The organism is Streptomyces albidicamelliae (assembly GCF_025642175.1).
GTDB classification, from domain to species: domain Bacteria; phylum Actinomycetota; class Actinomycetes; order Streptomycetales; family Streptomycetaceae; genus Streptomyces; species Streptomyces albidocamelliae.
Genome location: NZ_CP106795.1, coordinates 1,323,682 through 1,349,404, shown reverse-complemented (window position 1 = coordinate 1,349,404; position 25,723 = coordinate 1,323,682). Strand labels below are relative to the sequence as shown.

Here is a 25,723-nt window from a genome sequence, read left to right as displayed (position 1 = left end):
GGCGGCTCGGCGGCCCACTAGGGGAACGCCTCAGGGAGGTCTCAGGGTCGCCGTCCGGAACCGCGGGGAGTGGGGGACCGTTCTCAGAGCAGAGAGCGGCAGTGGCCGTGAAGGAGGGACGCTCATGTCCAACAACGCGAAGATCGCCGCGGGCGGTGTGGCGGTCGGGCTCATCCTGCTGATATGGCTGCCCTGGTGGGTATCGTTCCTGATCGTCGTCGGGGTTCCGGTGGCCGCCTACCTGGCGCTGGATCCCTCGCAGCGGCGCCGGCTGCGCCGGGTCGGCCGGAAGGAACTCGGCCGCTAAGGCACCGGCGCGCCGCCGCACCGCAGCATCGATCCGCCGTCCGTCGATCCGCTGGAACGACCCGCCGGTGCGCCCCCATGCAGCCACCCCGGGCCCTCGGGCCCGGGGTACTCCCCGCGTGGCCCGAACGGACGCTTCGGCTCCGTCGGCTCACGCGGGCTCGGTTCACATGGGCCGTACGGCCATCTTGTCGAGCGCCTCCAGCAGCCCGGGGAGCTCGGGGCCCCGGCCGACCGGCAGGACCTCGCCGGGTTCGTCGTCGAGGAGGACGAAGGCGATGTCGTCGGTGCGGGCCACCATCGACCAGCCCGGACCGTCGGCACGCAGCGTACGCGCGTCGCCCGGGGCGAACGAGGAGCGCACCCGGCCGAGCGGCGGCGGCGAGTCGACGTAGGAGCGCACCTCCGCGAGCACCCGCCGGATCCCCGGTGCCCGGCCTTCGGCCCGCTCTCCGCCGCCGGCGAAGGCGCCGCCGGCTCCGCGGGGGCCGCCTGTTCCTCCGGTGCGGACTCACCCGGCACGGCGAATTCAGCATCGTTGATCTGCTCGCGCCACGCGGCCCACTGCAGCGCGATCTCGTCGGCGCCGAGCCGCCGCTGCGCGGGTCCCCAGACAGTGGTGTCCGGCGGGCACAGCGGGGGACGGTCCGCGCCCTCGGGCGGCGGGTCGTGGGGCGCGGGGACCCCGGGCGCCGCCACGGCGACCGCCAGGGGCCAGCCCGGCAGGGCGGTGACGACCGCGCGTTCGTCCGGCGACAGCTCGTACTCCATGCCGCAGTCCCAGGACGCGATCGCCACGGCGACCAGCGAGACGTCGTCGATGACGACCGTCCAGCGGGCGCCGTCGCCGTCCTGGCCCAGTACCAGGCCGTACCCGTCGGCCAGGGGCGTCAGCCCCAGGGCCGCGCACGCCTCCGGGTAGTCGTCGCCCAGCACGCTCGGAAACTGTGCCGGCGTCAGCAGCACCGCCGTCAGCACGTACAGCGCATCGTCCGCGGCGGCGACGGCCTCCTCGTCCGTCCCGGCCATCCCTGCCTCCCAATGAATCGTCCGTCGGCGCGCACCCTAGTGCTAGGAGAAGGCCCTTGTCACGACTGCTCACACGGCTCGGAGCTGCAGGTTTCCGCCTGGACGGGGGCGAAACGACCGTAACGGAGGTCCGGGTTCCTCAGGCCGTCGGCAGCCCCAGGAGATCCCGGGCCACGGCCGTCGGCGACTCGGCGCGCTCCCGTGCCAGCACGACGACGGCCCGACACGCCAGCTCGCTCACCCCGAACGACAGCGCCTCCGGCGACACCCACCCGGCCGCCTCCTCGACCCGATCCTGGTCGTCCGTCGCGCGGGCGGCCACATAGACGGCCGCGGCCTCGAACAAATTGTGTGTGCGCTTCTCCCGGCCGCCCGTCTCCCGGGCCGGCGCGGGGGTGCGGAACTTGGCGGCGTATTTGCGTACCGTGTCGAACACGCGAAACCACCTCTCCCCATGACGGGGTCGTCACCGATCGCTCATCTCGTCCTCATCAACGTAGAGTTGGATCTCCGGTGACAGAAGAGGGGCGACGCGATGAAGCGCCGCGACCTTCTCGCCGCCCGCCGGCCGGACGGGCTGGCCGAGCGCTTCGGTGGACGCGGGCTCCGCACCGCGTTCGAATCGTCGGCACGGCTGGCGCCCGGCCCCGCCGGAGCGCCACGGGGACTCCTCAGCGGCCGGCCCGGTCGAGTGACGCGAGGGTTTCGCGCAGCCAGGCGAGTTCGGCCCGGCTCGTGGCCCGCGCGATGGTGAGGACGCCCTGCCGGAAGGGATCCTCCAGCTCCTCCGCGCGCAGCGGCCGGTCGCCCTCGTAGAAGAAGCTCGCCGGTTCCTCCAGGAAGGCCAGCCGCCTTCGCAGCACCGCGGCCTGTGCCGCGGGATCCCCCAGGTGTCGCAGGAACGCGAGCAGGGTGAACCACTGGTTCTCGTCGGTGATCTCGCGCTGCGCGGGCTCGGCGAGCCGGCGCCTGAGCTCACGGCCCCCCTCCTCGGTCAGCCTCAGCACATGGCGCGGAGCCGCCACGGCACCGGGCTCCGGGCTGCGCACCAGCAGGCCCGCCTTCTCCAGCCGCTTGATCGCCGGGTACAGCGTGCTCTCGGCGACGGGGCGCACATGGCCGGTGAGTGCCGCGATGTGCCGGCGCAGGACGTATCCGTGCAGCGGGGCGTCGTACAGGAAGCCGAGGATGGCGAGTTCGAGCATGGCCGCATTCTCCCCCGGGGCGCTGTACCTCGACCCATCAATACTATGTAGTCGCCATACATCGAGACCGATGTATAGTCGCCTCGGTTGACAGGACATCAGGGAGGGGCTTCGTGAAGCAGGCGGCGTTCGACAGCCGGGGGAGCTGCATCCGTTGGACCGAGGTGCCCGGGGCGGAACCGGCCCGGGTGTACCTGCACGGACTCGGGTCGATGTCCGCCGTGTACCACGCGCACATCGCGGCCCGGCCGGAACTCGCGGGCAGGCGCAGCCTCTTCGTGGATCTGCCCGGCCACGGCATCAGCGACCGGCCCCAGGACTTCGGCTACACGCTGGAGGAGCACGCGGACGCGGTCGCGGCGGCACTGGACGAGGCGGGAGTCGGGGGCGCCGAGCTGATCGCACACAGCATGGGCGGCGCGGTCGCCGTCGTGCTGGCGTACCGGCGGCCCGACCTCGCCTCCCGGCTGGTGCTCACGGAGGCGAACCTCGACGCCTTCCCGCCGCGGTCGGCCGGCAGCAGCGGCATCGCCGCCCATGACGAGGACGAGTTCGTCGAGAGGGCCTACGCGCGCGTGCTCAAGGCGGTCGGGCCGCTGTGGGCAGCCACCATGCGACTGGCCGACCCGCGCGCCCTGCACCGCAGCGCCGTCGGTCTGCGGCGGGGCTCGGCCCCGGTGATGCGCACGCTCCTGGAGAGCCTGCCGATCGAGCGTGTCTACCTCCAGGGCGGACACAGCGGCGAACTCGCGGACAGGGAGGGCCTGGAGGCGGCCGGGGTACGGGTGGTGACGGTGCCCGGCGCGGGCCACAACGTCATGTTCGACAACCCCGACGCCTTCGTGGCGGCCGTCGCGGCGGCGGCCTGACCGGCCTGCCGCCGCCGGTCTCTCAGTCCTCGCGTACGGCGAGCGCGAGGAAACGGGCGTCCTCGTCGACGTAGGACGTCATGCGCCACCCCGAACGGGACAGGAGCGGACCGAGGTTCGCCTCGTCCCGCAGGTCGTGGGGCGTGATTTGCCGGCCTTGACGGGCCGCCAGGGCGGCGCGGCCGATGGGGTGGAACAGCGCGAGCGTGCCGCGCGGCCGTACCACGCGGGCCAGTTCCCGCAGGTTGTCCGTGGGGCGCGGAAGATGTGCGATCAGGCCGGCCGCGAAGACGGCGTCCAGTCCGCCCGCCCGCAGCGGCAGCGCGGCCACGTCGGCGAGCAGCAGCCGCCCGTGCCGGTCCCGGCCCGCCCGCGTGGCGGCTGCCAGCATCGCCGGGGTCAGATCCGCCCCCAGTACCACACCAGAGGGGCCGACGGCAGAGCGCAGAGGTGGCAGCGCGCGGCCGGTACCGCAGCCTGCGTCGAGCACGCGGTCGCCGGCGCGCAGCCCGAGGCCGGTCACCGCGGCGGTGTAGGCGGGCCCGTCGTCGGGGAACCTGCTGTCCCAGCCGGCCGCGCGGGCGGTGAAGAACTCCTGGACATGTGTGTGGTCGTCGCTCATGCCCCGCATGATCCCTCACCGTCACGAGGGACACCTCGGTGCGCACGTTCGAGCGGGACGCGATCGTTCCGGCGCATCTCCCTGTCATATTCCAACACCTTTCGAAATGCGCCCCCTTTGTGCGCCCCTGCCCCGGCTAGCGTCCCGGGGTCATGGGACACCTGGACCACGCAGCCTTCGGCTGGCTGACACCCCTGCTGTCGTACGTGATGGCCTGCATAGGCGCGGCACTGGGGCTGCGCTGCACCGTCCGCGCGCTCGCCGCCAGCGGCCGTTCGCGCCGCAACTGGCTCTTCACCGCCGCCTCCGCCATCGGAACCGGCATCTGGACCATGCACTTCGTGGCCATGCTCGGCTTCCGCGTCAGCGGCACCGACATCCGCTACGACGTGCCGCTGACCATCCTCAGCCTGCTCGTCGCCATGGTCGTCGTCTGCGCCGGCGTCTTCGCCGTCGGTTACAGCCGCGACCGCAACCGGGCGCTCCTCCTCGGCGGACTCACCACCGGGCTGGGCGTCGCCAGCATGCACTACCTGGGCATGGCCGCGGTGCGGCTGCACGGCCACGTCCGGTACGACCCCGTCCTCGTCGGACTGTCGGTGCTGATCGCCGTGGTGGCGGCGACGGCCGCCCTGTGGGCCGGACTCAACATCAAGTCACCGCTCGCGGTCACCGTCGCCTCCCTGGTAATGGGCGCGGCCGTCAGCAGCATGCACTACACCGGGATGTTCGCGGTGGGCGTGCAGGTGAACCCGGCCGACGACGCGCTTCCCGGGGCCACGGCGATGCAGTTCATCTTCCCCCTCGCCGTCGGCCTCGGGTCCTACCTGTTCATCACCTCGGCCTTCGTCGCCCTCTCGCCCACCGCCGACGAGCGCGAGGCGTCCGCCTCCGCCCAACGGCCCGTCGAGAGCGCCGCCCACTAACGGGATCCCGGCCCGAGCGCCCCGACCCACGTCCCGAGCGAGGAGGCCATGCGCCCACCCCGAACACCTGAGAAAGCCGCCTCACCGGCCCAGCCGCCACGCGGCCGACGTGCGCACGCCGGACCGCCCGCGCAGGAGGGGGCGGACCACCCGCTCGACCCGCCACCCGCCCCGCCACGCGCGCAAGGGGGCCGACCGCGGCTGCGCCCCCGGACCGTGCGCGCCAAAGTGGTCAGTCTGCTGATGGTGCCCGTGGTCTCCCTGCTGGCCCTGTGGGCCTACGCCACCGTCACCACAGCCCAGGACGTCGCACGGCTGCGCCAGTCCCAGCGGGTCGAGGCAGAGCTGCGCACCCCGGTGGCGGCGGCCGTCGCCGCCCTGCAGGCGGAGCGCGGCGCGGCGGTCCGCCGAGCGGGCGCCCCGGGCACCGGGACCGGCGCCGACCTCGAAAGCCTGGCGGCACGTACCGACCGTGCCGTGGCCCGGCTGCGGCTCGGCGACGACAGCACGGTCGCCGACAGCCAGGAGCTGCCCGCCGGTGTCTCCGAGCGGCTCCACGCCTTCGTCACCGGTGCCGAGGACCTCCGCGCGCTGCGGGCCGCCGTACTCGACCGCAAGGCGGGCTGGGCCGAGGTCTACACGCAGTACACGAAGACCATCGGCGCGGCCTTCGCCGTGGACGGCGCCCTCACCGATGTCCAGCAGGCGGACGTCGGATCCGACGCGCGCGTGCTGCTCGAATTCTCCCGCGCCGCCGAGGCGCTGGCCCAGGAGGACGCCGTACTCGGCAGCGCGCGGACCGTCGGCGGCCTGCAAGGGGAGCGGCTACGGCTGTTCGGCTCCGCCGCCTCGACGCGCCGTGCCCTCACCGACGCGGCGGTGGCCGACCTGCCCACCGCACAGCGCGCGGCCTGGCACGAACTGGCCGCCGGCCGCTCCTACACCGAACTGGGCGCCGCCGAGGACCGGATCCTCGCCGGCAAGCCGTCCGACGCACTCCCGCGAGACTCCTGGAGCGCAGCCCACGCGCGCGTGCAGAGCGGAATGCGGACCATCGAGGCGGAGACGGGCCGTGCCGTCGCGGGCCGCGCCGACCCCGTCGCCCGCGGTCTGTTCGGCCCGGCGGGCGCCGCCGTGCTCTTCGGCCTCGCCGCCGTCGCGGCCTCGCTCGTCATCTCGGTGCGGATCGGACGCGGGCTCGTGATCGAGCTGGTGAGCCTGCGCAACGACGCGCTGGAGATCGCCCGCCGCAAACTCCCCGAGGCGATGCGGAGACTGCGTTCGGGCGAGGAGATAGACGTCGACGCCGAGGCGCCCGCCGGACCGCCTTCCGAGGACGAGGCCGGCCAGGTCGCCGAGGCCCTGACCACCGTGCACCGCGCCGCCCTGCTCGCGGCCGTGGAGCGCGCCGAACTGGCCAGCGGCATCTCCGGTGTCTTCGTCAACCTGGCCCGGCGCAGCCAGGTGCTGGTCCACCGCCAGCTCAGCCTTCTGGACAGCATGGAACGGCGCTCCGACGACCCGAACGAGCTGAGCGACCTGTTCCGCCTGGACCACCTCACCACCCGGATGCGGCGCCACGCCGAGAGCCTGATCATCCTCTCCGGCTCGGCGCCCGGCCGCGCCTGGCGCATGCCGGTCTCCCTGACGAACGTCGTACGCGCCGCCGTGTCGGAGATCGAGGACTACGCGCGCGTGGAGGTACGCCAGCTCCCCGAGGCCCACGTCATCGGCACGGCCGTCGCCGACCTCACCCACCTGCTCGCCGAACTCGTCGAGAACGCCGCCCAGTTCTCACCGCCGCACACACGCGTCCGCGTCACCGGTGAACCCGTGGGCAACGGGTACGTCCTGGAGATCGAGGACAGGGGGCTCGGCATGGGCGGCGACACCCTCGCGGAGGCCAATCGGCGCATCGAGCAGTCCGAGGCACTCGACCTGTTCGACAGCGACCGGCTCGGACTGTTCGTGGTCAGCAGACTCTCCTCCCGGCACGACGTCAAGGTGCACCTGCGCACCTCTCCCTACGGCGGCACCACGGCCGTCGTCCTGCTGCCGACCGCGCTGCTGCACAGCAGCCCGGCGGAACGTTCCGCCCGGCAGCCCGAACACGGCCGTCCCGAGCGGGAACGCGCCTACGCGCGCGTGCCCGGCGAGGCACCGCCCCCGGAGGCCGTCTCCGCACGGTCGGACCGGCCGGCCCTCGCCTCGACCACCGCGGGCCCCCAGGGCACCACGGCCGGGCCCGACCCGCATCACCCGGAGTCCACACCCGGACCGGACCGCACCGAGCCCGGACCATCGAACCGGGCCGCGCCCGGCCTGGGCGCGCACCGCATCGGACCGCAGCCCGCTCCCGACCGCACCACGAACGAACCTCCGCCCCCCGGAGTCACCGCCTTGAGGCTGCACCGCCCCCCGAACGCCTCCGAGTCCTCCGACGACCTCCCGCGCCGGGTACGCCAGGCGAACCTGGCACCCCAGCTCCGCCGACAGCCCGCCGAGGAGCCCGCCCCGGCACACACACCCGGCGACGACCGGCGCACCCCGGAACTCGTACGGGACCGCATGGCGGCGTACCGCGACGGCTGGACCCGCGGCGGTGGCAGGCACCCCGGCCGCGGCGCCGCACCCCAAGACACCACGGGCAGCCACAGCAACGAAGGAGACCCGGCATGATCCAGGATCCCAACACGAGGGCCGGCCAGCGATCCGGCGAGCTGGACTGGCTGCTCGACGACCTGGTGATGCGTGTGAGCGAGGTACGGCACGCCGTCGTGCTGTCGAACGACGGCCTCGCCGTCGGCGCGTCGTCGGACCTCAGACGCGACGACGCCGAGCACCTCGCCGCCGTCGCCTCCGGCTTCAACAGCCTGGCCAAGGGGGCCGGGCGGCACTTCGGGGCGGGCGGCGTGCGCCAGACCATGGTCGAGATGGACGACGCGTTCCTCTTCGTCGCCGCGGCCGGCGACGGGTCCTGTCTCGCCGTCCTCACGGCCGTCACCGCCGACATCGGCCTCGTCGCCTACGAGATGGCCCGCCTGGTCAAGCGGGTCGGCGAGCACCTCTACACGGCGCCGCGCATGGCGGCACGGCCGCCCGCCGCGGGCTGATCAGGACAGGGCGGCGCAGATGACCGAGACCCCGACCGGCGGCCCGTGGGAGCCGGGCAGCCAGTGGTACGACGGTGAGGCGGGCCCCCTTGTGCGCCCGTACGCCATGACGGGCGGCCGGACCCAGCCGGGCCCCACCGGCGTCCGCTTCGACCTGATCGCGCTCGTCACCCTCGACCCCGACGGACCGGAGCCCGACGACACCGCGCTCGGTCCCGAGCACCGGACCCTGATCGACCTGTGCCGCCCGGAGACCCAGTCCGTGGCCGAACTCGCCGCCGGCGCCGACCTTCCCGTCGGCGTGGTCCGAGTGCTCCTCGGTGACCTCCTCGAACTCGGCTGCGTGACCGTCAGCCGCCCCGTACCCCCGGCGCAGCTGCCCGACGAACGGATCCTGCGCGAGGTCATCGAGGGGTTGCGAGCGCTCTAGATGAACGTTCGTAACCCGCCGCCACCTCGCCGCATCCCGATCCGGACGAGAAACGCACCGGACCGGACGCGAGACGTACACATCAGACGCGATTCGGTCCAACCGCCCGCACGGGTGTCCCGGTTGTCATGATGCTGACTTCGCATCCGGAGCACCCGTACGCCGACCGCAGCAGACCCTCCCGAGAGAAGTGATCATGGTCTCCGAGCACTCCGACACCGTCGACGACACCTCCGCCCTGGCGCTGAAGATACTGGTCGCCGGCGGATTCGGGGTCGGCAAGACGACCCTGGTCGGTGCCGTCAGCGAGATCCGGCCGCTGCGCACCGAGGAACTGCTCAGCGAGGCCGGTCAACTCGTGGACGACACCGACGGCGTGGACCAGAAGGTCACCACGACCGTCGCCATGGACTTCGGGCGCATCACCATCCGCTCGGGCCTGTCGCTGTATCTCTTCGGCACACCGGGGCAGGACCGCTTCTGGTTCCTGTGGGACGAGCTGTCGCAGGGCGCGCTCGGTGCCGTGGTCCTCGCCGACACGCGGCGCCTCGAGGACTGCTTTCCGGCCGTCGACTACTTCGAGCACCGGCACATACCGTTCGTGGTCGCCGTCAACTGCTTCGCCGGAGCCCGCGGCTACGGGGCCCACGACGTCTCGCGGGCCCTCGACCTCGACCGCGGCACCCCTGTGGTGCTGTGCGACGCGCGCGACCGGGATTCCGGCAAGGAGGTACTGATCCGGCTGGTCGAGTACGCCGGGCGCATGCACACCGCCCGGCTCCTGGACTCCGTCCGCTGATCCGGCCGCTCAGGCCGCCAGGTCCTTCACGGCCACCACCTTGTCGACGGCGACCCGCACCAGCAGCTCGCCCGGAACGCCGTTGCGGGCGCCGTACTCCTCCGCGCGGTCCTCGCCCATGTACCGGGCGGCGATCCGGGTGGCCCACAGGCGTACCTCGTCGAGGTCCTCCGACAGCCGGGCGCGGCCGTTCAGCACCACGAAGTGGAACGGCGGCCGGTCGTCGTCCACGCACAGCGCGACCCGCCCGTCACGGGTCAGATTCCGCCCCTTCACAGTCTCGCTGCCGGTGTTGAAGACCAGCTCGTCCCCGTCCAGCAGGAACCAGATCGGTGCCACATGCGGGGCACCGTCGGCGCGGACGGTGGACAGTTTGGCCGTGCGGGTGCCTTCCGAGACGAACGCCCGCCACTCCTCGTCGGTCATCTTCTCTGCCATGCGCCCATCCTGCTTGCCCGGACGCCGGTCGTGGGGAAGGCTGGCGGGAGTTCCTCCAGCCAGGGGGAGACATCACACGGGGAGACGGAGACATGGCGCAGAACCAGGGACTCGGGTGGCTCCTGGACGATCTGACCGAGCGGGTGGACCACGTACGGCACGCGCTCGTCCTGTCGAACGACGGACTGGTCACGGGGGCCAGCACGGGCCTGCGCCGCGAGGACGCGGAGCATCTGGCAGCCGTGGCGTCCGGACTGCACAGCCTGGCCAAGGGCTCCGGACGCCATTTCGGCGCGGGCCGGGTGCGCCAGACCATGATCGAGTACGACGACGCCGTGCTGTTCGTGACCGCGGCCGGCACCGGAAGCTGTCTGTGCGTGCTCAGCGCGGCCGAGGCCGACATCGGCCAGATCGCCTACGAGATGACCCTGCTCGTCAACCGCGTCGGCGAACACCTCGGCGTCGACGCCCGGCAACCGGAACGGACGCCGAACATGGACCTCTGACCTGCGAGTTCGCCGAGTCCCTGGAGTTATCCACAGCCTTGCCACGACCGGCGGCGCATTGGCTACGGTGTGTGCACGGCGAACGCACGGGGCGTGAGCCACCGACTCCACGGGGGAGTACGACCATGTCGGCGAACACCATCGGCGCGCCCGGTCCCATCAGCTGCACCGTGAGCCGTGCAGCGCGCGAACTCGGTCTTCAGCGGGTCGAGTTCGACATCGCCGTGCGGCTCGGCCGCATCCGGACCGTGCGCGACGAGGGCGGCGGCGGAGGCCGGCGGGTGGAGCGCACGGAGATCGACCGTCTCCGCGCGCAGGACGGCTTCCCGGACACCCTCCGTGAGCGCGTCCGCGCCGTGGGCACCGTGGAGGGCGCCGCGCTCATGAACATCCCGGCCGGCCGTTTCACGCGGCTGGCGCGCCTGGGCATGCTCGTGCCCGTGCACCACTACCTCAACCGCTACCGAGCCGTGGTGTGGCTCTATCCGGCCGAGGAACTGCGCGCGTTCACCTCGGCCGCCGAACACGCGCACCTGCTGAAGGGGCGTACGCCCGAGACGCTGCGCGGTCAGCTGGAGGCCGGAGTGGACCTGCGCGCCCGCAACTGGCGCGGCCGTCACCTCGGCTTCCTGCTGCGGCAGGCGGAGGGTGCGTGGGACCGGGCCGGAGCGCTTGCCGCCTTCCTCGCACCCGGCGACATCGCCGACGTCGTCAAGGACCCCTACGAGCGTGCCCACCTGAACCGGTTCCGGCCGGCCCCGCCCGGCCGGGCGGCTCCCGGCTCCCCTTCCGCGCATCTCGCCGAACGCATCATGACGGCACAGGACACGGACGAGACCGAGTGGCTGCGCGGCGAGCTGGCCCGTACGGTCGGCGAGGCCCGCGCCGTGTCACCCGCCCCGCGCCCGACCGCTCGTCGGCCGCTCCCCGCGGCACGGCCGATCCCGCCGATGGCACGGACGGTGACCCGGCCCAACGACGCGGGCAAACGGCCGGCGTCGTCCTCCGCACCGCCTGCCGGTGGGCCCGGCCACCACCGGCAGCGGCCGGCCCGCGGGCTGCGCGCCTGGCTGCGGCGCGGCCCCGGGCAGCCCTGGAGCCGGTGCGGGTGTGAAGGGTGAAGGGTGACGAGCAGCCCGCTACAGCGCCCTGAACAGACCTTCCTGGACGACCGACACCAGCAGACGCCCCCGGAGGTCGTAGATGCGCCCGCGGGCCAGACCGCGGCCGCCGGTGATGATCGGCGACTCCTGGTCGTACAGGAACCACTCGTCGGCACGGAACGGCCGGTGGAACCACATCGCGTGGTCCAGGGAGGCCATGTCGAAGCTCCGCGGCCCCCACAGCGGTTCGACCGGGATGCGGACCGCGTCCAGGAGGGTCATGTCACTGGCGTAGGTCAGCGCGCACGTGTGGACCAGCGGGTCGTCGCCCAACGGACCCACCGCGCGCATCCACACGGCGCTGCGCGGCTCGGCACCCTCGATCTCCTCGGGGTGCCAGCGCAGCCGGTCGACGTACCGGATGTCGAACGGCTGGCGGCGTGCCATCCGCTCAAACTGCTCGGGCAGCGCGCCCAGATGCTTACGGATCTCCTCGGTCACCGTCGGCAGCGACTCCGGGTCCGGGATCTCCCGGGTGGGCGGCAGCTGGTGCTCGAACGGTCCTTCCTCGGGCTTGTGAAAGGAGGCGGTCAGATTGAAGATCGTGCGGCCCTGCTGCACGGCCGTGACCCGGCGGGTGGTGAACGACCGGCCGTCACGGACCCGCTCGACCTGGTACACGATCGGCACCCCGGGCCGGCCCGGGCGCAGGAAGTACGCGTGCAGCGAGTGCACTGGACGGTCGCCGTCCGTGGTGCGGCCCGCTGCGACCAGCGCCTGGCCCGCCACCTGGCCGCCGAAGACCCGCTGCAGGGACTCCTGCGGGCTGCGGCCGCGGAAGATGTTGACCTCTATCTGCTCGAGGTCGAGCAGGGCGACCAGGCTCTCGGCCGGATTCGTCATCGGTGGGATTCTCCTTGGCTCACAGCTGGCCGACTTCGGTGACGCGGATGATCGCGCGGCCCTCGGCGTCCGAGGCGGCGAGGTCCACCTCCGCGCTGATACCCCAGTCGTGATCGCCGTTCGGGTCGTCGAAGATCTGACGGACGCGCCAGAGCCCGTTCTCCGGCTCCTCCTTGATGACCAGCAGCTTGGGGCCACGGGCGTCGGGGCCGGTGCCGAGGTCGTCGTACTCGTCCCAGTACTTGTCCATCGCCTCGCCCCACGCGTCGGCGTCCCAGCCGGACTCGGCGTCCATCTCGCCGAGCTCGTCGACCTGGTCGAGGGCGGCCAGCTCCACGCGGCGGAACAGGGCGTTGCGGACCAGGACCCGGAAGGCACGCGCGTTGGTGGTGACCGGCTTGACCTCGTCGGCCTTCTCCTGGGCCTCCTCGGCGGTCATCTCCTCCGGGTTCGCCAGCTGCTCCCACTCGTCCAGCAGGCTGGAGTCCACCTGGCGGACCATCTCGCCCAGCCACTCGATCAGATCCTGCAGGTCCTCGGACTTGAGGTCGTCCGGGATGGTGTGGTCGAGGGTCTTGTAGGCGCTGGCCAGGTAACGCAGCACGATGCCCTCGGTGCGCGCCAGCTCGTAGAAGGACACCAGCTCGGTGAAGGACATCGCCCGCTCGTACATGTCCCGGATCACCGACTTCGGCGAGAGCGGGTGGTCACCGACCCACGGATGGCTCTTGCGGTAGGTGTTGTACGCGTGGAAGAGCAGCTCTTCCAGGGGCTTGGGGTAGGAGACGTCCTGCAGGCGCTCCATGCGCTCCTCGTACTCGACGCCGTCCGCCTTCATCGCGGCCACGGCCTCGCCGCGCGCCTTGTTCTGCTGCGCGACGAGGATCTGCCTCGGGTCGTCCAGGGTGGACTCCACCACGGACACCATGTCGAGGGCGTACGAGGGCGATTCGGGGTCGAGGAGCTCGAACGAGGCGAGAGCGAACGTGGACAGCGGCTGGTTGAGCGCGAAGTCCTGCTGGAGGTCGACGGTGAGCCGGACGATGCGGCCCTCGGCGTCGGGCTTGTCGAGCTTCTCCACGATCCCGCCGTCGAGCAGCGAACGGTAGATCGCGATCGCCCGCCGGATGTGCCGGAGCTGCTGCCTGCGCGGCTCGTGGTTGTCCTCCAGGAGGTGGCGCATCGCCTCGAAGGCGTTGCCCGGCCGGGCGATCACCGACAGCAGCATCGTGTGCGTCACCCGGAACCGCGAGGTCAGCGGCTCGGGTTCCGACTCGATCAGCTTCTGGAAGGTGTTCTCCGACCAGGCGACGAAACCCTCCGGCGCCTTCTTGCGCACCACCTTGCGGCGCTTCTTCGGGTCGTCGCCGGCCTTCGCCAGCGCCTTCTCGTTCTCGATGACGTGCTCGGGCGCCTGCGCCACGACGAGCCCGGCGGTGTCGAAACCGGCCCGGCCGGCCCGGCCGGCGATCTGGTGGAACTCACGTGCGCGCAGCGTGCGTACGCGGCTGCCGTCGTACTTGGTCAGGGCGGTGAACAGCACCGTGCGGATGGGCACGTTGACCCCTACGCCGAGCGTGTCCGTACCGCAGATCACCTTCAGCAGACCGGCCTGGGCGAGCTTCTCCACCAGCCGCCGGTACTTGGGCAGCATGCCGGCGTGGTGCACACCGATGCCGTGCCGGACGTAACGGGAGAGGTTGCGGCCGAACTTGGTGGTGAAGCGGAAGTTGCCGATCAGCTCGGCGATCTGTTCCTTCTCCTCGCGCGAGCACATGTTGATGCTCATGAGCGCCTGGGCCCGCTCCACGGCCTGCGCCTGGGTGAAGTGCACGATGTACACCGGGGCCTGCTTGGTCTCCAGCAGGTCGGTGAGCGTCTCGGTGAGCGGGGTCAGCTTGTACTCGTAGGACAGGGGCACCGGGCGGGTCGCGGAACGGACCACGGAGGTGGGGCGTCCGGTGCGGCGGGCGAGGTCCTTCTCGAAGAACGACACATCGCCCAAAGTGGCCGACATCAGGATGAACTGCGCCTGAGGGAGTTCCAGCAGCGGGATCTGCCAGGCCCAGCCGCGGTCGCCCTCCGCGTAGAAATGGAACTCGTCCATCACGACCTGGCCGACGTCCGCGTTCTTGCCGTCACGCAGCGCGATCGACGCCAGCACCTCGGCGGTGCAGCAGATCACCGGTGCGTCGGCGTTCACGGAGGCGTCGCCGGTCAGCATGCCGACGTTCTCGGTGCCGAAGAGCTTGCACAGCTCGAAGAACTTCTCCGACACCAGTGCCTTGATCGGCGCCGTGTAGAAGGTGACCTCGTCCCGGGCAAGGGCGGCGAAGTGCGCACCCGCCGCGATCATGCTCTTGCCGGAGCCCGTAGGCGTCGAGACGATCACGTTCGCCCCGGAGACCGCCTCGATCAGCGCCTCCTCCTGATGGGGGTAGAGCGTGAGGCCCCGCTCCTGCGCCCACGACTCGAAGGCTTCGTAGAGGGCGTCGGGGTCGGCGGTCGGCGGCAGCTGATCGATGAGGGTCACGCCCCCATCTTGCCTGGCCTTCTCCCCGAGAGGGGAATCGGATGCGGGGACGAAGATCATGGCCGATACGCTGTCTCGCCGACGCAGCGTCAGCGCACCAGGTCAACTGGACAGCGGCACATGAGGAATGGGGCGGGAAGCGGCCATGATGGGACCAGCACACTCACTGTCGGGGGCCGCGGCCTGGCTCGGCGTCGGGGCGGCCGCCGCGGCGGCCGGTCATCCGATGCCCTGGCCGGTCCTCCTCTGCGGGGCCCTGATCTGCGCCGGAGCCGCCCTGGCCCCGGACCTGGACCACAAGGCCGCCACCATCTCGCGTGCCTTCGGGCCGATCTCCCGGTGGATCTGCGAGATCGTGGACAAGCTGTCCTACGCCGTCTACAAGTCGACGAGGAAGCAGGGGGACCCGCGCCGCTCCGGAGGCCACCGCACGCTGACCCACACCTGGCTGTGGGCCGTCCTGATCGGCGCCGGCTGCTCCGGGGCGGCGATCTCGGGCGGCCGCTGGGCGGTGCTGGCGATCCTGTTCGTGCACATGGTGCTGGCCATCGAGGGCCTGCTGTGGCGGGCGGCGCGCGGCTCCAGCAGCGATGTCCTGGTCTGGCTGCTGGCGGCGACCAGCGCGTGGATCCTCGCGGGGATACTGGACAAGCCTGGCAACGGTTCGGACTGGCTGTTCACCGCGCCCGGACAGGAGTACCTGTGGCTGGGCCTGCCGATCGTGCTGGGCGCCCTGGTGCACGACATCGGCGACGCGCTGACCGTCTCCGGCTGCCCGATCCTGTGGCCGATCCCGGTGGGCCGCAAGCGCTGGTACCCGCTGGGACCGCCGAAGCCGATGCGGTTCCGGGCGGGCAGCTGGGTCGAGCTGAAGGTGCTGATGCCGATGTTCATGCTGCTCGGCGGGGTGGGCTGTGCCGCGGCCCTCAACGTGATCTGAGCTTCCCGCCCGGCCATGGTCGCCTTGGGTGCCGTCCCGGACGCCCGCCTTCCCCGGCCACGCCCCCGGCTCCGTCAGGTGGCCTCGCCCGACTCCGCCCCGCCGTAACGGCGCTCGAAGCGGGCGACGCGGCCCTCGGTGTCCGCCGTGCGGGCCTTGCCGGTGTAGAAGGGGTGGCTCTCCGAGGAGATCTCCACGTCGATCACCGGGTAGCTGCGGCCGTCGTCCCACTCGATGGTCTGTTCGCTCTGCGCGGTGGAGCGGGTGAGGAAGGCGTATCCGGCCGCGCGGTCACGGAAGACCACGGGGTGGTAGTCGGGGTGCTTGTCCTGCTGCATGGCGGCTCCTCGGGCGAGGCGGTCGGGCAGGAGGCGTGCGGACCGGCCGGGCGGTCGGCGGATCGGTCAGCCGGACAGGGAGTCCTCGTCGACGATGTGCATCGCGGCCTCCTCCGCGGAGGCGGCGGCACCGTCGATGCCGACGTCGGTGGCGACGAGTGCTTCCTCCTCGTCCTCGTGCGCGCCCTCGTCGGGGGCGACGAGCCGGCCGGAGCGGAAGTTGCCGACCTCGTTGTCGAGGAGTTCCCCGTCGCTGCCGTTGCAGTCGCCGATGCCGTCGTCGTCGGGGACGGCCGGGTCGGGTGTCTCCTCCGCGAGCCGCTGGTCGAGGGTCTCACCCGCCTGACGTTCGGCCGCGGTCACACCGACGTGGTCGACCGCCCAGGGCCGCTCGGGAGGGGACCAGCCACGGTCGAGCGGGTCGGCGACGCCGTCGAAGTCCAGTGTGTCCTCGACGTCGAGCACCCCCGAGTCCTCCCGGATCTCCGAGGAATCGGGCTGGTAGACGTCGTCCCCCCATCCGTCGGCGCTGTCCACGAGTACCTCCAGGTCGTGAGGACGGCCGTGTGCCGCCGCGGGCGGCGGGCCGTCGGCACGCGCGGCACGGAAACGCGACGCGAACCGAGCGGTTCCCGGGCGATTCCCGCGCCGGTGCCGATTTCCAGACTTCCACCCCGGCTCGGGACCGCGCAACGGCACGGGCCCCGGTCGCGTCCCTGGGCGCGGCTCCCGCCGCCGGCGGCACCGGTGGGCCACCGCCGCATCGACCGCGGGCCCGCACGGTTCCGGACCGCCGGTGTGGGCACGGTCGGTGCCGGCCAGGGGGAGACAGGTTTTTGTGTTTCCGGCCCTCCTCGTGCTCCCGGTCCCCGTCGGCGAGGCCGCCAGCGCTTGTGGACCCGTCGGGCAGACGCTGCCTGCTCGTCCGGTGCGGGGTCTCCCGATCACGGTCCTGTGGGCACGGGCGCCCGCACGCCCGGCTCGCTCCGCCTGAGCACCCACGTTCCCGGTCCCAGCCCCGGCCCGGCGGGCACAGGCACCCGCACCCGCGTTCCCGGTATCGGCCCGGCGAGCAAAGGCACCCCCACCCGCACCAACCGTTCGGCCGGGACGGCGCGCGTCGGTACAGGCAGCCGTACCTCCGGCCGCCGGGTCCGCCCGGGCACCCCGCTTCCGCCAACCGCCCAGTCGGCAGAGCCGCGCGGCTCTGCCGACCCCGGGTCCCCGTATCCCGGGCGCCGCCGTCTGCGCGCGCTCACCCGTGCCAGGACCGCCACAGGGCCGCGTAGGCGCCGTCCGCCGTCACCAGCTCATCGTGGCTGCCCAGCTCGCTGATGCGGCCGTTCTCCACCACGGCGATCACGTCGGCGTCATGGGCGGTGTGCAGGCGGTGGGCGATGGCGACCACGGTGCGGCCGTCCAGCACCCGGGCCAGGGAGCGTTCCAGATGGCGTGCCGCCCGCGGGTCGAGCAGCGAGGTCGCCTCGTCCAGGACCAGCGTGTGCGGGTCCGCCAGTACGAGCCGGGCCAGCGCGATCTGCTGGGCCTGCGCCGGGGTGAGCGCCAGCCCACCGGAGCCGACCTCTGTGTCCAGCCCGTCGTCCAGGGCCCGGCTCCAGGCGTCCGCGTCGACCGCGCCCAGGGCGGCCCACAGCTCGGCGTCCGTGGCATCGGTGCGGGCCAGCAGGAGGTTGTCGCGCAGGGAGCCCACGAACACGTGGTGTTCCTGGTTGACCAGGGCGACGTGCGAGCGGACGCGTTCGGCCGGCATGCGGGACAGCTCGGCGCCGCCCAGGGTGACCCGGCCGTCCCGCGGTGCGTAGATCCCGGCGAGCAGCCTGCCCAGGGTGGACTTGCCGGCGCCGGAGGGTCCGACGAGGGCCAGCCGGGTGCCCGGCGCGACCGCCAGGGAGACCTTGCGGAGCACGTCGACGCCCTCGCGGTAGCCGAAGTGCACCCGGTCGGCGCGCACGTCCCGTCCGGCCGGGGTCAGCGAGGCGTCCCCGGCGTCCGGCTCGACGTCCCGCACTCCGACCAGGCGGGCCAGCGACACCTGTGCCACCTGCACCTCGTCGTACCAGCGCAGGATCAGGTTCACCGGGTCGACGAGCATCTGGGCGACGAGGGCGCCCGTGGTCAGCTGGCCCACCCCGATCCAGCCCCGCAGGACGAACACACCGCCGACCATCAGGACCGAGCCGAGCACGAGCACGTGGACGGCGTTGATGACCGGGAAGAGGACGGACCGCAGCCAGAGGGTGTACCGCTCCCAGGCCGTCCACTCCTTGATCCGCCGCTCGGACAGCGCGACCCGGCGGTCGCCGAGGCGGTGCGCCTCGACGGTGTGGCCCGCGTCGACGGTCTCGGCGAGCGCGGCGGCGACGGCGGCGTAGCCGGCGGCCTCGGAGCGGTAACCGGAGGGCGCCCGCTTGAAGTACCAGCGGCAGCCGACCACGAGCACCGGGACGGCCACCAGGACGGCGGCCGCCAGCGGCGGTGCCGTCACGACGAGCCCGCCGAGCAGGAGCAGGGCCCACACGGCACCGATGGCCAGCTGCGGCACGGCCTCGCGCATGGCGTTGGCCAGCCGGTCGATGTCTGTGGTGATGCGGGAGAGCAGATCGCCCGTGCCCGCCCGTTCCAGCACACCCGGCGGCAGCCCGACCGACCGGACGAGGAAGTCCTCGCGCAGATCGGCCAGCATCCGCTCGCCGAGCATCGCGCCCCGCAGCCGCACCTGGCGCACGAACACGGCCTGCACGCCGAGCGCGAGCGCGAACAGTCCGACGGTCAGCCCCAGATGCAGGTCCCGAGCGTCGTCCGAGACCCGCTCGACCAGATCGCCGAGCAGGTAGGGGCCCACCATGGAGGCGATCACCGCGACGGTGTTGACGGCGATCAGCAGCAGGAAGGCACGGCGGTGCCTGCGGAACAGCTCGGTGACGTAGGCGCGTACGGTCGCGGCCGCGCCGACGGGCAGGGTGGTGGCGGTCGTCGGGGCCGCCGGGTCGTACGCCGGCGGCGCAACGCCGATCATGCGCTCTCCTCGATCTCTTCCAGTTCCCCGAGCGCGCCCAGCAGGGCGTCCCCGTCGGCCAGGCCGGCGTCCGTGCCGGCCGCGGCCATCTCCTCGTCGGTCTCCCGGGTGACCACGGACCGGTACCGGGGCTCGCCGTCGACCAGTTCGGGGTGCACACCGGTCGCCACGACCTCGCCGTCGTGGACCAGGACGACCCGGTCCGCACGGTCGAGCAGGAGCGGCGAGGAGGTGAGGACCACGGTGGTCCGTCCCGAGCGCAGCCGGCGCAGGCCGTCGGCGATGCGTGCCTCGGTGTGTGAATCGACCGCGGACGTCGGTTCGTCCAGCACCAGCACCTCGGGGTCGGTGATCAGGGACCTCGCCAGCGCGAGTCGCTGGCGCTGGCCACCGGACAGCGAGCGGCCGCGCTCCGTGATGCGGGCGTCCATCGGGTCGGCAGCGTCCACCGACCCCTGCACGAGCGCGTCCAGGACGTCCTGGCACTGCGCGGCCGCGAGCGCGTCCGCCGCCCGGACGGCTCCGGAGGCGGGTACGTCGAGCAGTTCGCGCAAGGTACCGGAGAGCAGTACCGGGTCCTTGTCCTGGACGAGGACGGCGGTCCGGGCGGTGTCCAGGGGGAGTTCGTCCAGGGGCACACCGCCGAGCAGCACCGCCCGGCCCGGCTCGGCGGGATGGCCGCCCAGCCGCTCGGCGAGCCTGCCGGCCGCGTCCGGGTCGCCGCAGACCACGGCGGTGAACCTGCCCGTGGGGGCGAGCAGGCCGGTGTCGGGGTCGTACAGGTCGCCGCCCGGCAGTCGGCCCGGGCGAGTGCCGTCGGCGGCCGTGGACCGTTCCAGTGACAGCACGCGCGCGGCCCGTCGGGCCGAGGGCCGCGAGAAGGAGTACGCCATGGCGATCTCCTCGAAGTGCCGCAGCGGATAGTTGAGGATCATCACCGCGCTGTAGACGGTGACGAGTTCGCCGACCGTGATCCGGCCCTCGCGGGCCAGGTGGACGCCGTGCCAGACGACCACGATCATCAGCAGCCCCGGCAGCAGCACCTGGACGGCGGAGATCAGCGACCACATCCGGGCGCTGCGGACGGCCGCGTGGCGTACCTCCTGGGAGGCCCGGCGGTAGCGGTCGAGGAACAGTTCCTCGCCGCCGATGCCGCGCAGCACGCGCAGCCCCGCGACGGTGTCCGAGGCGAGTTCGGTGGCCCGGCCCGCCTTCTCGCGCTGCTCGTCGGCGCGGCGGGTCGCCCGGGGCAGCAGCGGCAGCACCGCGAGCGCGACGACGGGCAGTCCGACGGCGACGACCACACCCAGGGCGGGCTGGTAGACGAGGAGGCCGGCGCAGACCGCGACGACGGTGAGCGCGGCGGCGGTGAACCGGGAGACCGCCTCGACGAACCAGCCGATCTTCTCCACGTCTCCGGTGGAGACGGCCACCACCTCACCGGCCGCGACCCGTCGGGTGAGGGCGGATCCCAGATGGGCGGCCTTGCGCGCGAGGAGCTGCTGCACACGGGCGGCGGCGGTGATCCAGTTGGTGACGGCGGCCCGGTGCAGGAAGGTGTCCCCGACGGCGATGCCCGTGCCGCACAGCAGCATCAGACCACCCGTCAGGGCCAGCCGGGAGCCGGAGCGGTCGACCACGGCCTGGACGGCGAGGCCGACGCAGAAGGGCAGGGCGGAGACCGAGACGAAGTGGAGGAGGCCCCAGGCGAGCGCCTTCAGCTGGCCGCCCGTCTGGTTGCGCCACAGCCACCACAGAAAGCGGGGGCCCGAGCGTGCGTCGGGGACGCCCGGATCGGGATACGGAAGGTCTTGAATCTGCATGACGTCCCAGTGGCTCGTGTCAGGGGGGAGCTCGTGCGAGGGGGAGCTCGTGGCGGGAAGACGGAAGACGGAAGGCGGAAGGCGGGCGAAAGCAGGGCAGGGCGAAGGCAGGGCAGGCGGGCGAAGGCAGGGCAGGGCGAAGCGACGGCGAGCGGTGACAAGCCGTGAAAGGTTCGCGTCGCCGAGCGGTGGATTTCAACCGGTTTTCCTGGAGCACTCCCGCAATCCGCCCATATCCGGCCAGGTGGCCGTCGCGCGAAGCCGCGATGTCATCATGGGGCGGTGATGGACAGCGTGCGGCGTGCGACGGTCGCGATGGCGGCCCTGGGGACTCTGTTGGCGACCACCGCGGCCTGCGGCGGCCCGGGATCCGGTGCCGACGGCGCGTCAGGGGCGGGCGGCCGGGGCACGCGGAAGCCCACGGGGGACGCGACGCACCCGGCCGACACGACCCGCCTCCCGGGAGTCGGCGAGCGGCTCCGCCGGAAGATCCCCGCGGACTCGAGCCAGGTCGTGGCCGTCTACGGCCGGGGCAAGGACTCGGCCGAATCCACGGTGGTGCTGTACACCCGGCGCGGTGCCCGCTGGCACCAGGAGGCGAGCTGGCCCGCCCACAACGGGCGCAAGGGCTGGACGACCGACCACCACGAGGGCGACAAGCGCAGCCCGGTCGGTGTGTTCACCCTCTCGGACGCGGGCGGCGTGCTCCCGGACCCGGGCGCGAAGCTGCCGTACGACCGGGACCAGGTCGCCTACGCGGCCCCGGCCTACTGGAAGAAGGCGTACCACCACGACTTCGACTACGTCATCGCGATCGACTACAACCGGGTCCGGGGCAACCCGCCGAAGGACGCCACCCGCCCCCTGGGCGCGGAGAAGGGCGGCAGCATCTGGCTGCACATGGACCACCACAGCGGCACCTCGGCCTGCGTCAGCGTCTCCAGGACGGCCATGGAGCGTCTGCTGCGCACCCTCGACCCGGCCCGCAAGCCCGTCGTGGTGATGGGGGACCGGGCGGACCTGTCCGCCTAGCGTCCCGCCGTGCCGCCCTTCTGTGCCGGGGGCGGTCCCGCCGCGGCGGACTTGTTGCTCACGATGTCCACGTCGCTCGCCCGGACATAGCCGAGCCGGTGGCCGAACTGGATCTCGTAGTAGCCCTCCTGGCCCTTCACCACCGGGCTCGGTGTGCTGACGAAGGCAGACCGCGGGACGTATGAACTGTCGACGCGGGCCTGGGTCACGTACCGCTGGCCCGCCCGGAAACGGTAGGGGAGCGGCGACTCGGTCGGCTCCTCCACGTCCTCCGGGTAGGCGTCCTCCTCGGGCAGGGCACGGCCGAACACCGGGACCTCGTCCAGGCCCTCCTTCGGCGTGACCATCCGGCCGGCCGCGCCGACGGCGGTGGGGTGTTCCTTCGGGTTCTTGAACCAGGCCTTGTTCCCCTGGAACCAGATGGCCGTCCAGTCGCCGCTGCGCCCGGCGACGGCATAGGTCTGGCCCGCGGAGACACGCGACCCCAGGTCGTTGACGTCCTCGGTGGAGGGGTCGCCGTCCGGCTTGCGGCCCGGGTCCTGGATCAGCGGGGCCTTCTCGTCCGGTTGGGTGTGCAGCCGTACGGCGCTCGACCCGTGCGGCGGGCACGGCTCGCCGTCCTTGCCGCAGCCGGTGAACCTCGGCTTGTGGGAGACGTAGTCCGGCAGGATCATCACCATGTCGCTGTCCGGCCCCGCCGTGGCCTTCAGCGGTGCGCCGAGCAGGTCGAAGTAGTGCCGCCAGTCCCAGAAGGGACCGGGGTCGTCGTGCATGTCGGGGATGCTGCCGGCGGTCGGTGACGGCACGTTGTCATGGCCGAAGATGTGCTGCCGGTCGAGCGGGACGTCGTACTTCTTCGCCAGGTAGCGCACCAGGCGGGCCGAGGAGCGGTACATCTGCTCCGTGAACCAGGTTCCCGGGTGGGTGAGGAACCCCTCGTGCTCGATGCCGATCGAGCGGGCGTTCACGAACTGGCTGCCGGAGTGCCAGGCCTCGTCCCTGGTGCGGACGTGCTGGGTGATGTGGCCGTCGCTGGAGCTGATCGAGTAGTGCCAGGACGCCTCCGTCGGGTCCTGCACGGTCTTGAACATGTTCGGCAGGTACGACTCGGTGTCGTGGATGACGATGTACTCGATCTTCTCGTCCCGCGGCCGGTCGGCGAGGTCGTGGTTGCCGTACGCGCCGTCGTCGTCGATCTCCACGTACGGCGCGCTGAGCCAGTCGCAGGCGACGTCGGCCGGGCACTCGACCTCCTTGGGCCGCTTCTTGTCCGGTGTGCGCGCCACGCGCACACCGGGACTGCCGGCGAGGCTGACCTCCTGCCCCTCGGCGGTGGTGCGGTGCGCGCCCTTGCGGATCACCTCGAAGACGTCGTTGGCGTACGCGGTCGCCGAGGCGATGTCACGGGTGCCCGGGTAGTGCTTGACCGCCTCCCACCAGTCCGCCGGATTGTCGCTGAGGGGCTTGCCGAGCTTGCGTTGCGTGGCCGCCAGGAGGGCCGCGCCGCCGCGCACGTTGGCGGAGGCGTCCGTCCGCAGGCGCTCCGCCGGGACCTTGATCAGGCGTGCGGCGCGTTCCAGGTCCGCCGGCTGGACGCGATGGCCGGGCAGCGACTCGGCCGGGCCCGCGTCGGGGTTCCCCGCGGCTCCGGCGGGCGGCCGGGTGCCGGCGCCGTCCCTGCCCTGCGCGCCGGCCGCCGCCGGGGGCAGGGCCTTGGCGCCGTCGACCAGGTGCATCGGCCCGTACCCGCCCGCGACGCTCGGGGAGCCCGGGTGGGCGTCCCATCGCGACTGCATGTAGGACACGCTCATGAGCACGCTGCGGGGCACGTGGTACTCACGCGCCGCGTCCGCGAAGGCGTCCTGCAGCAGCCGGTCCTGCACCTCGTCGTCCCCGAGCACCGGGACGAGCAGCAGCGGCGCGAGCAGCGCCGCCGACGCGATCACGCACGCCGTTCGACGGCATTCGCGGAGGCTGTTGGGAACACGCAGGGCGGCCGGTCTTCTCATTGGACGGTTCTCCAGACATGTTCGACACCACCAGGACAGAGGGACTTGTCCTGGACGCCACCCCGGCAACGTTTCCGTGCCTGGCGCGCCCCGTCGCGCCAACCGTCACCTCGCTGGCCGAGCGGCAGGGCAGAGGCCACTCGGTCGGCGGCGTGCGGGCTCAGTCCTCGACGGGGTCCACCCGCCAGTCGGGATGACCCGGCATCGGCGGGGTGTGCGGCCCGTACAGCCAAGGCGTCAGAAAGGGCGTCAGGTCCTCGCCCGCGACCTCGGAGGCGAGTGCGACGAAGTCCCGGGTGCCGGCCGCCCGGCCCCGGTACCTGCTGACCCACGCCCGCTCGATCCTGCCGAACGTCTCCTCGCCGACCTTCTCCCGCAGGGCGTACAGCACCAGCGCCGAGCCGTCGTAGCGCATGACCTTGAACAGGGCCGGCTCCGTCGGCTCGGCGGGAGCGCCCTCGTCGTGACGCCACTGGTCGTGCTGCTCGTAGGCCGCCCGCATGGCCTCTTCGAGTCCGGGACCGCCGTGGGTGTCGGAGTACAGCCGCTCGTAGAACCGGGCGTGACCCTCGCTCAGCCACAGGTCGGACCAGCGGCGGATCGCGACGCTGTCACCGGTCCAATGGTGCGTCAGCTCGTGCACGAGGTTGCGTTCGGCGTCCACGCGGTCGCCCAGCAGGTCCTCCCTCGGGACGACGGACAGCGACTGCGTCTCCAGTGCCACCGGCTGGTCGGTGTCCCCGACCAGCACGCCGTAGCGGCGGAACGGGTACGGGCCCAGCTGGCGTTCCAGCCAGGCCAGGTGGTCGGGGGTCAGCGAGCGGTACGCCTCGGTGTCGCCGACCAGCCCGTCCGGGACCACGTCCCGGACGGGCAGCCCGCGCGGTCCGGTGCCGTCGACGAAGGTGAACCTGCCCACCGCCATCTGGACCAGCTGTGCCGCGATCGGCTGCTCGGAGTCGTACGTCCACCGGATACGTCCGTCGGGCCGCCGGACCTTGTCGACGAGCCGGCCGTTGGCCACCGCGCTCAGGCCGGGCGGGGTGGTGATGCGGAAGGTGACCGGCGCCCGAAGGCTCGGGTGGTCGTCGGCCGGGAAGATCATCCTCGCGCCGTCCGGCTGGGCGTACACCACGGTCCCGTCGGACGTGGGCACCCAGCCGTAGTCCTGGATCGCGTCGTCGCGGTGGCGGCTCTGGGTCGGGTCGGCGGTGTAGGCGACGTGGACGGTGAAGGCGCTGCCGTGCGGGATGGGCCTCACGGGAGTGACGACGAGTTCGTCGCCGTGGCGTACGGCGGTGGCGGGGGAGCCGTCAACGGTGACCCGCTGCAGCGTGTTGCCCGCGAAATCGAGGTCGAAGCGGGACAGGGCCTGGGTGGCGGTGGCACTGATCGTGGCCGTCGCGGGGAACGGCGTCCGCACCGCCCGCCAGTCGAAGTCGAGCGTGTAGCGGCGGACCGTGTACCCGCCGTTCCCGGCGAGCGGCATCAGCGGGTCGCCGATGCCCGGGGCCCCGGGGGAGGGGGCCTCTGCGGCCGCCGCGGTCGCGCCGGGAGCGGGCGAGCCGTGGGTCCCGTGCGGGAGGACGTGGGCGAACACGGCGGCGCCGGTGAGGGTACCGGCGCCCGCGAGGGCGAGGGCGAGGACCGTGCGCCGGCCGCGGAGGACCGTCCGGGGGCGCCTCTGCGGGGAGCCTTGCCGCGCGGACCCCGTGGGCCCCTTGCTGATCTCCATGTCGGCACTATGTCAGTCAGATGTGCT

23 protein-coding genes and 1 pseudogene are annotated in these 25,723 nt (G+C 72.5%); 11 read left to right on the top strand and 13 right to left on the bottom strand.

Going from position 1 to position 25,723, the window contains the following annotated elements; translation table 11 throughout:
* Window positions 1–124: 124 nt before the first annotated feature.
* The gene (locus N8I86_RS06400; RefSeq protein WP_073894937.1) at window positions 125–307 is read left to right on the top strand and encodes a hypothetical protein; all 183 of its coding nucleotides are present in this window, start codon (window positions 125–127) and stop codon (window positions 305–307) included.
* Window positions 308–472: 165 nt separating this feature from the next.
* Here N8I86_RS06400 and N8I86_RS06395 read toward each other — a convergent pair.
* The 3 genes and pseudogenes from N8I86_RS06395 to N8I86_RS06385 form a co-directional block, all read right to left on the bottom strand.
* Window positions 473–1,335 (bottom strand): annotated as a pseudogene (locus N8I86_RS06395) (hypothetical protein).
* Window positions 1,336–1,474: 139 nt separating this feature from the next.
* A complete protein-coding gene (locus N8I86_RS06390; RefSeq protein ID WP_263277336.1) occupies window positions 1,475–1,771 on the bottom strand; it encodes a hypothetical protein in 297 nt (98 codons plus the stop codon).
* 235 nt (window positions 1,772–2,006) lie between these two features.
* Window positions 2,007–2,540 (bottom strand): PadR family transcriptional regulator, encoded by a 534-nt coding sequence (locus tag N8I86_RS06385; protein ID WP_123438706.1) that lies wholly within the window; start codon window positions 2,538–2,540, stop codon window positions 2,007–2,009.
* Between the two features lie 113 nt (window positions 2,541–2,653).
* On the opposite strand from N8I86_RS06385, the gene N8I86_RS06380 reads away from it, so the two are divergent.
* Complete coding sequence (locus N8I86_RS06380) at window positions 2,654–3,409, top strand: alpha/beta fold hydrolase (protein WP_263277335.1); 756 nt, start codon at window positions 2,654–2,656, stop codon at window positions 3,407–3,409.
* Between the two features lie 22 nt (window positions 3,410–3,431).
* On the opposite strand, the gene N8I86_RS06375 is transcribed toward N8I86_RS06380, so the two are convergent.
* Entirely contained in the window at window positions 3,432–4,031 is a 600-nt protein-coding gene (locus N8I86_RS06375) for a class I SAM-dependent methyltransferase (RefSeq protein WP_263277334.1), read from the bottom strand.
* 152 nt (window positions 4,032–4,183) lie between these two features.
* Here N8I86_RS06375 and N8I86_RS06370 point away from each other — a divergent pair, with 152 nt between their 5' ends.
* From N8I86_RS06370 to N8I86_RS06350, 5 genes are all read left to right on the top strand, one after another.
* Window positions 4,184–4,957, top strand: coding sequence for an MHYT domain-containing protein (locus N8I86_RS06370; protein WP_263277333.1), 774 nt, complete (start codon window positions 4,184–4,186; stop codon window positions 4,955–4,957).
* A 48-nt stretch (window positions 4,958–5,005) separates the two neighbouring features.
* A complete protein-coding gene (locus N8I86_RS06365) occupies window positions 5,006–7,636 on the top strand; it encodes a sensor histidine kinase (protein ID WP_263277332.1) in 2,631 nt (876 codons plus the stop codon).
* Window positions 7,633–8,070 carry a roadblock/LC7 domain-containing protein gene (locus tag N8I86_RS06360; RefSeq protein ID WP_073894921.1) on the top strand — a complete coding sequence of 146 codons (438 nt, stop codon included), beginning with the start codon at window positions 7,633–7,635 and terminating at the stop codon, window positions 8,068–8,070. The genes N8I86_RS06365 and N8I86_RS06360 overlap by 4 nt, the downstream gene beginning before the upstream one ends.
* A gap of 19 nt (window positions 8,071–8,089) precedes the next feature.
* On the top strand, window positions 8,090–8,500 hold the full coding sequence (locus tag N8I86_RS06355) for a DUF742 domain-containing protein (protein WP_073894919.1): 411 nt from the start codon (window positions 8,090–8,092) through the stop codon (window positions 8,498–8,500).
* Between the two features lie 196 nt (window positions 8,501–8,696).
* Complete coding sequence (locus N8I86_RS06350) at window positions 8,697–9,299, top strand: GTP-binding protein (protein WP_123439808.1); 603 nt, start codon at window positions 8,697–8,699, stop codon at window positions 9,297–9,299.
* Window positions 9,300–9,308: 9 nt separating this feature from the next.
* Here N8I86_RS06350 and N8I86_RS06345 read toward each other — a convergent pair whose 3' ends face one another.
* A complete protein-coding gene (locus tag N8I86_RS06345) occupies window positions 9,309–9,737 on the bottom strand; it encodes a PPOX class F420-dependent oxidoreductase (protein WP_073894917.1) in 429 nt (142 codons plus the stop codon).
* 92 nt (window positions 9,738–9,829) lie between these two features.
* Here N8I86_RS06345 and N8I86_RS06340 point away from each other — a divergent pair, with 92 nt between their 5' ends.
* Window positions 9,830–10,243, top strand: coding sequence for a roadblock/LC7 domain-containing protein (locus N8I86_RS06340; protein ID WP_123438709.1), 414 nt, complete (start codon window positions 9,830–9,832; stop codon window positions 10,241–10,243).
* Window positions 10,244–10,368: 125 nt separating this feature from the next.
* On the top strand, window positions 10,369–11,364 hold the full coding sequence (locus N8I86_RS06335) for a DUF6397 family protein (RefSeq protein WP_263277331.1): 996 nt from the start codon (window positions 10,369–10,371) through the stop codon (window positions 11,362–11,364).
* An 18-nt stretch (window positions 11,365–11,382) separates the two neighbouring features.
* Here the strand turns inward: N8I86_RS06335 and N8I86_RS06330 are convergent, their stop codons facing one another.
* Entirely contained in the window at window positions 11,383–12,249 is an 867-nt protein-coding gene (locus N8I86_RS06330) for an acyl-CoA thioesterase (protein ID WP_263277330.1), read from the bottom strand.
* A gap of 19 nt (window positions 12,250–12,268) precedes the next feature.
* The gene (locus N8I86_RS06325) at window positions 12,269–14,782 is read right to left on the bottom strand and encodes a DEAD/DEAH box helicase (protein WP_185091464.1); all 2,514 of its coding nucleotides are present in this window, start codon (window positions 14,780–14,782) and stop codon (window positions 12,269–12,271) included.
* Window positions 14,783–14,927: 145 nt separating this feature from the next.
* Here N8I86_RS06325 and N8I86_RS06320 point away from each other — a divergent pair, with 145 nt between their 5' ends.
* The gene (locus N8I86_RS06320) at window positions 14,928–15,722 is read left to right on the top strand and encodes a metal-dependent hydrolase (protein ID WP_263277329.1); all 795 of its coding nucleotides are present in this window, start codon (window positions 14,928–14,930) and stop codon (window positions 15,720–15,722) included.
* A 74-nt stretch (window positions 15,723–15,796) separates the two neighbouring features.
* Here the strand turns inward: N8I86_RS06320 and N8I86_RS06315 are convergent, their stop codons facing one another.
* The 4 genes from N8I86_RS06315 to N8I86_RS06300 all read right to left on the bottom strand — a co-directional run bounded on the left by N8I86_RS06315 (window position 15,797) and on the right by N8I86_RS06300 (window position 20,920).
* Entirely contained in the window at window positions 15,797–16,060 is a 264-nt protein-coding gene (locus N8I86_RS06315) for a type B 50S ribosomal protein L31 (RefSeq protein WP_263277328.1), read from the bottom strand.
* A gap of 66 nt (window positions 16,061–16,126) precedes the next feature.
* Window positions 16,127–16,597, bottom strand: a complete 471-nt coding sequence (locus tag N8I86_RS06310) for a DUF5709 domain-containing protein (RefSeq protein WP_073894905.1) — start codon at window positions 16,595–16,597, stop codon at window positions 16,127–16,129.
* 718 nt (window positions 16,598–17,315) lie between these two features.
* A complete protein-coding gene (locus tag N8I86_RS06305) occupies window positions 17,316–19,097 on the bottom strand; it encodes an ABC transporter ATP-binding protein (protein ID WP_263277327.1) in 1,782 nt (593 codons plus the stop codon).
* Window positions 19,094–20,920 carry an ABC transporter transmembrane domain-containing protein gene (locus N8I86_RS06300; RefSeq protein WP_263277326.1) on the bottom strand — a complete coding sequence of 609 codons (1,827 nt, stop codon included), beginning with the start codon at window positions 20,918–20,920 and terminating at the stop codon, window positions 19,094–19,096. The genes N8I86_RS06305 and N8I86_RS06300 overlap by 4 nt, the downstream gene beginning before the upstream one ends.
* A gap of 285 nt (window positions 20,921–21,205) precedes the next feature.
* Between N8I86_RS06300 and N8I86_RS06295 the strand changes: the two genes are divergently transcribed.
* The gene (locus tag N8I86_RS06295; RefSeq protein ID WP_263280074.1) at window positions 21,206–21,952 is read left to right on the top strand and encodes a L,D-transpeptidase family protein; all 747 of its coding nucleotides are present in this window, start codon (window positions 21,206–21,208) and stop codon (window positions 21,950–21,952) included.
* On the opposite strand, the gene N8I86_RS06290 is transcribed toward N8I86_RS06295, so the two are convergent.
* Window positions 21,949–23,961 (bottom strand): N-acetylmuramoyl-L-alanine amidase, encoded by a 2,013-nt coding sequence (locus tag N8I86_RS06290; protein WP_385327442.1) that lies wholly within the window; start codon window positions 23,959–23,961, stop codon window positions 21,949–21,951. The genes N8I86_RS06295 and N8I86_RS06290 overlap by 4 nt on opposite strands.
* Window positions 23,962–24,121: 160 nt before the next feature.
* Window positions 24,122–25,696 carry a M1 family metallopeptidase gene (locus N8I86_RS06285; RefSeq protein ID WP_263277324.1) on the bottom strand — a complete coding sequence of 525 codons (1,575 nt, stop codon included), beginning with the start codon at window positions 25,694–25,696 and terminating at the stop codon, window positions 24,122–24,124.
* Window positions 25,697–25,723 lie beyond the last annotated feature (27 nt).

What these genes read in the sequence shown, in the direction of transcription:
- N8I86_RS06400 (WP_073894937.1), top strand. Translation starts at nt 125, where the DNA reads ATGTCCAACAACGCGAAGATCGCCGCGGGCGGTGTGGCGGTCGGGCTC.
- N8I86_RS06385 (WP_123438706.1), bottom strand. Translation starts at nt 2,540, where the DNA reads ATGCTCGAACTCGCCATCCTCGGCTTCCTGTACGACGCCCCGCTGCAC.
- N8I86_RS06375 (WP_263277334.1), bottom strand. Translation starts at nt 4,031, where the DNA reads ATGAGCGACGACCACACACATGTCCAGGAGTTCTTCACCGCCCGCGCG.
- N8I86_RS06370 (WP_263277333.1), top strand. Translation starts at nt 4,184, where the DNA reads ATGGGACACCTGGACCACGCAGCCTTCGGCTGGCTGACACCCCTGCTG.
- N8I86_RS06365 (WP_263277332.1), top strand. Translation starts at nt 5,006, where the DNA reads ATGCGCCCACCCCGAACACCTGAGAAAGCCGCCTCACCGGCCCAGCCG.
- N8I86_RS06360 (WP_073894921.1), top strand. Translation starts at nt 7,633, where the DNA reads ATGATCCAGGATCCCAACACGAGGGCCGGCCAGCGATCCGGCGAGCTG.
- N8I86_RS06355 (WP_073894919.1), top strand. Translation starts at nt 8,090, where the DNA reads ATGACCGAGACCCCGACCGGCGGCCCGTGGGAGCCGGGCAGCCAGTGG.
- N8I86_RS06350 (WP_123439808.1), top strand. Translation starts at nt 8,697, where the DNA reads ATGGTCTCCGAGCACTCCGACACCGTCGACGACACCTCCGCCCTGGCG.
- N8I86_RS06345 (WP_073894917.1), bottom strand. Translation starts at nt 9,737, where the DNA reads ATGGCAGAGAAGATGACCGACGAGGAGTGGCGGGCGTTCGTCTCGGAA.
- N8I86_RS06340 (WP_123438709.1), top strand. Translation starts at nt 9,830, where the DNA reads ATGGCGCAGAACCAGGGACTCGGGTGGCTCCTGGACGATCTGACCGAG.
- N8I86_RS06335 (WP_263277331.1), top strand. Translation starts at nt 10,369, where the DNA reads ATGTCGGCGAACACCATCGGCGCGCCCGGTCCCATCAGCTGCACCGTG.
- N8I86_RS06330 (WP_263277330.1), bottom strand. Translation starts at nt 12,249, where the DNA reads ATGACGAATCCGGCCGAGAGCCTGGTCGCCCTGCTCGACCTCGAGCAG.
- N8I86_RS06320 (WP_263277329.1), top strand. Translation starts at nt 14,928, where the DNA reads ATGATGGGACCAGCACACTCACTGTCGGGGGCCGCGGCCTGGCTCGGC.
- N8I86_RS06315 (WP_263277328.1), bottom strand. Translation starts at nt 16,060, where the DNA reads ATGCAGCAGGACAAGCACCCCGACTACCACCCCGTGGTCTTCCGTGAC.
- N8I86_RS06305 (WP_263277327.1), bottom strand. Translation starts at nt 19,097, where the DNA reads ATGATCGGCGTTGCGCCGCCGGCGTACGACCCGGCGGCCCCGACGACC.
- N8I86_RS06300 (WP_263277326.1), bottom strand. Translation starts at nt 20,920, where the DNA reads ATGCAGATTCAAGACCTTCCGTATCCCGATCCGGGCGTCCCCGACGCA.
- N8I86_RS06295 (WP_263280074.1), top strand. Translation starts at nt 21,206, where the DNA reads ATGGACAGCGTGCGGCGTGCGACGGTCGCGATGGCGGCCCTGGGGACT.
- N8I86_RS06290 (WP_385327442.1), bottom strand. Translation starts at nt 23,961, where the DNA reads ATGAGAAGACCGGCCGCCCTGCGTGTTCCCAACAGCCTCCGCGAATGC.
- N8I86_RS06285 (WP_263277324.1), bottom strand. Translation starts at nt 25,696, where the DNA reads ATGGAGATCAGCAAGGGGCCCACGGGGTCCGCGCGGCAAGGCTCCCCG.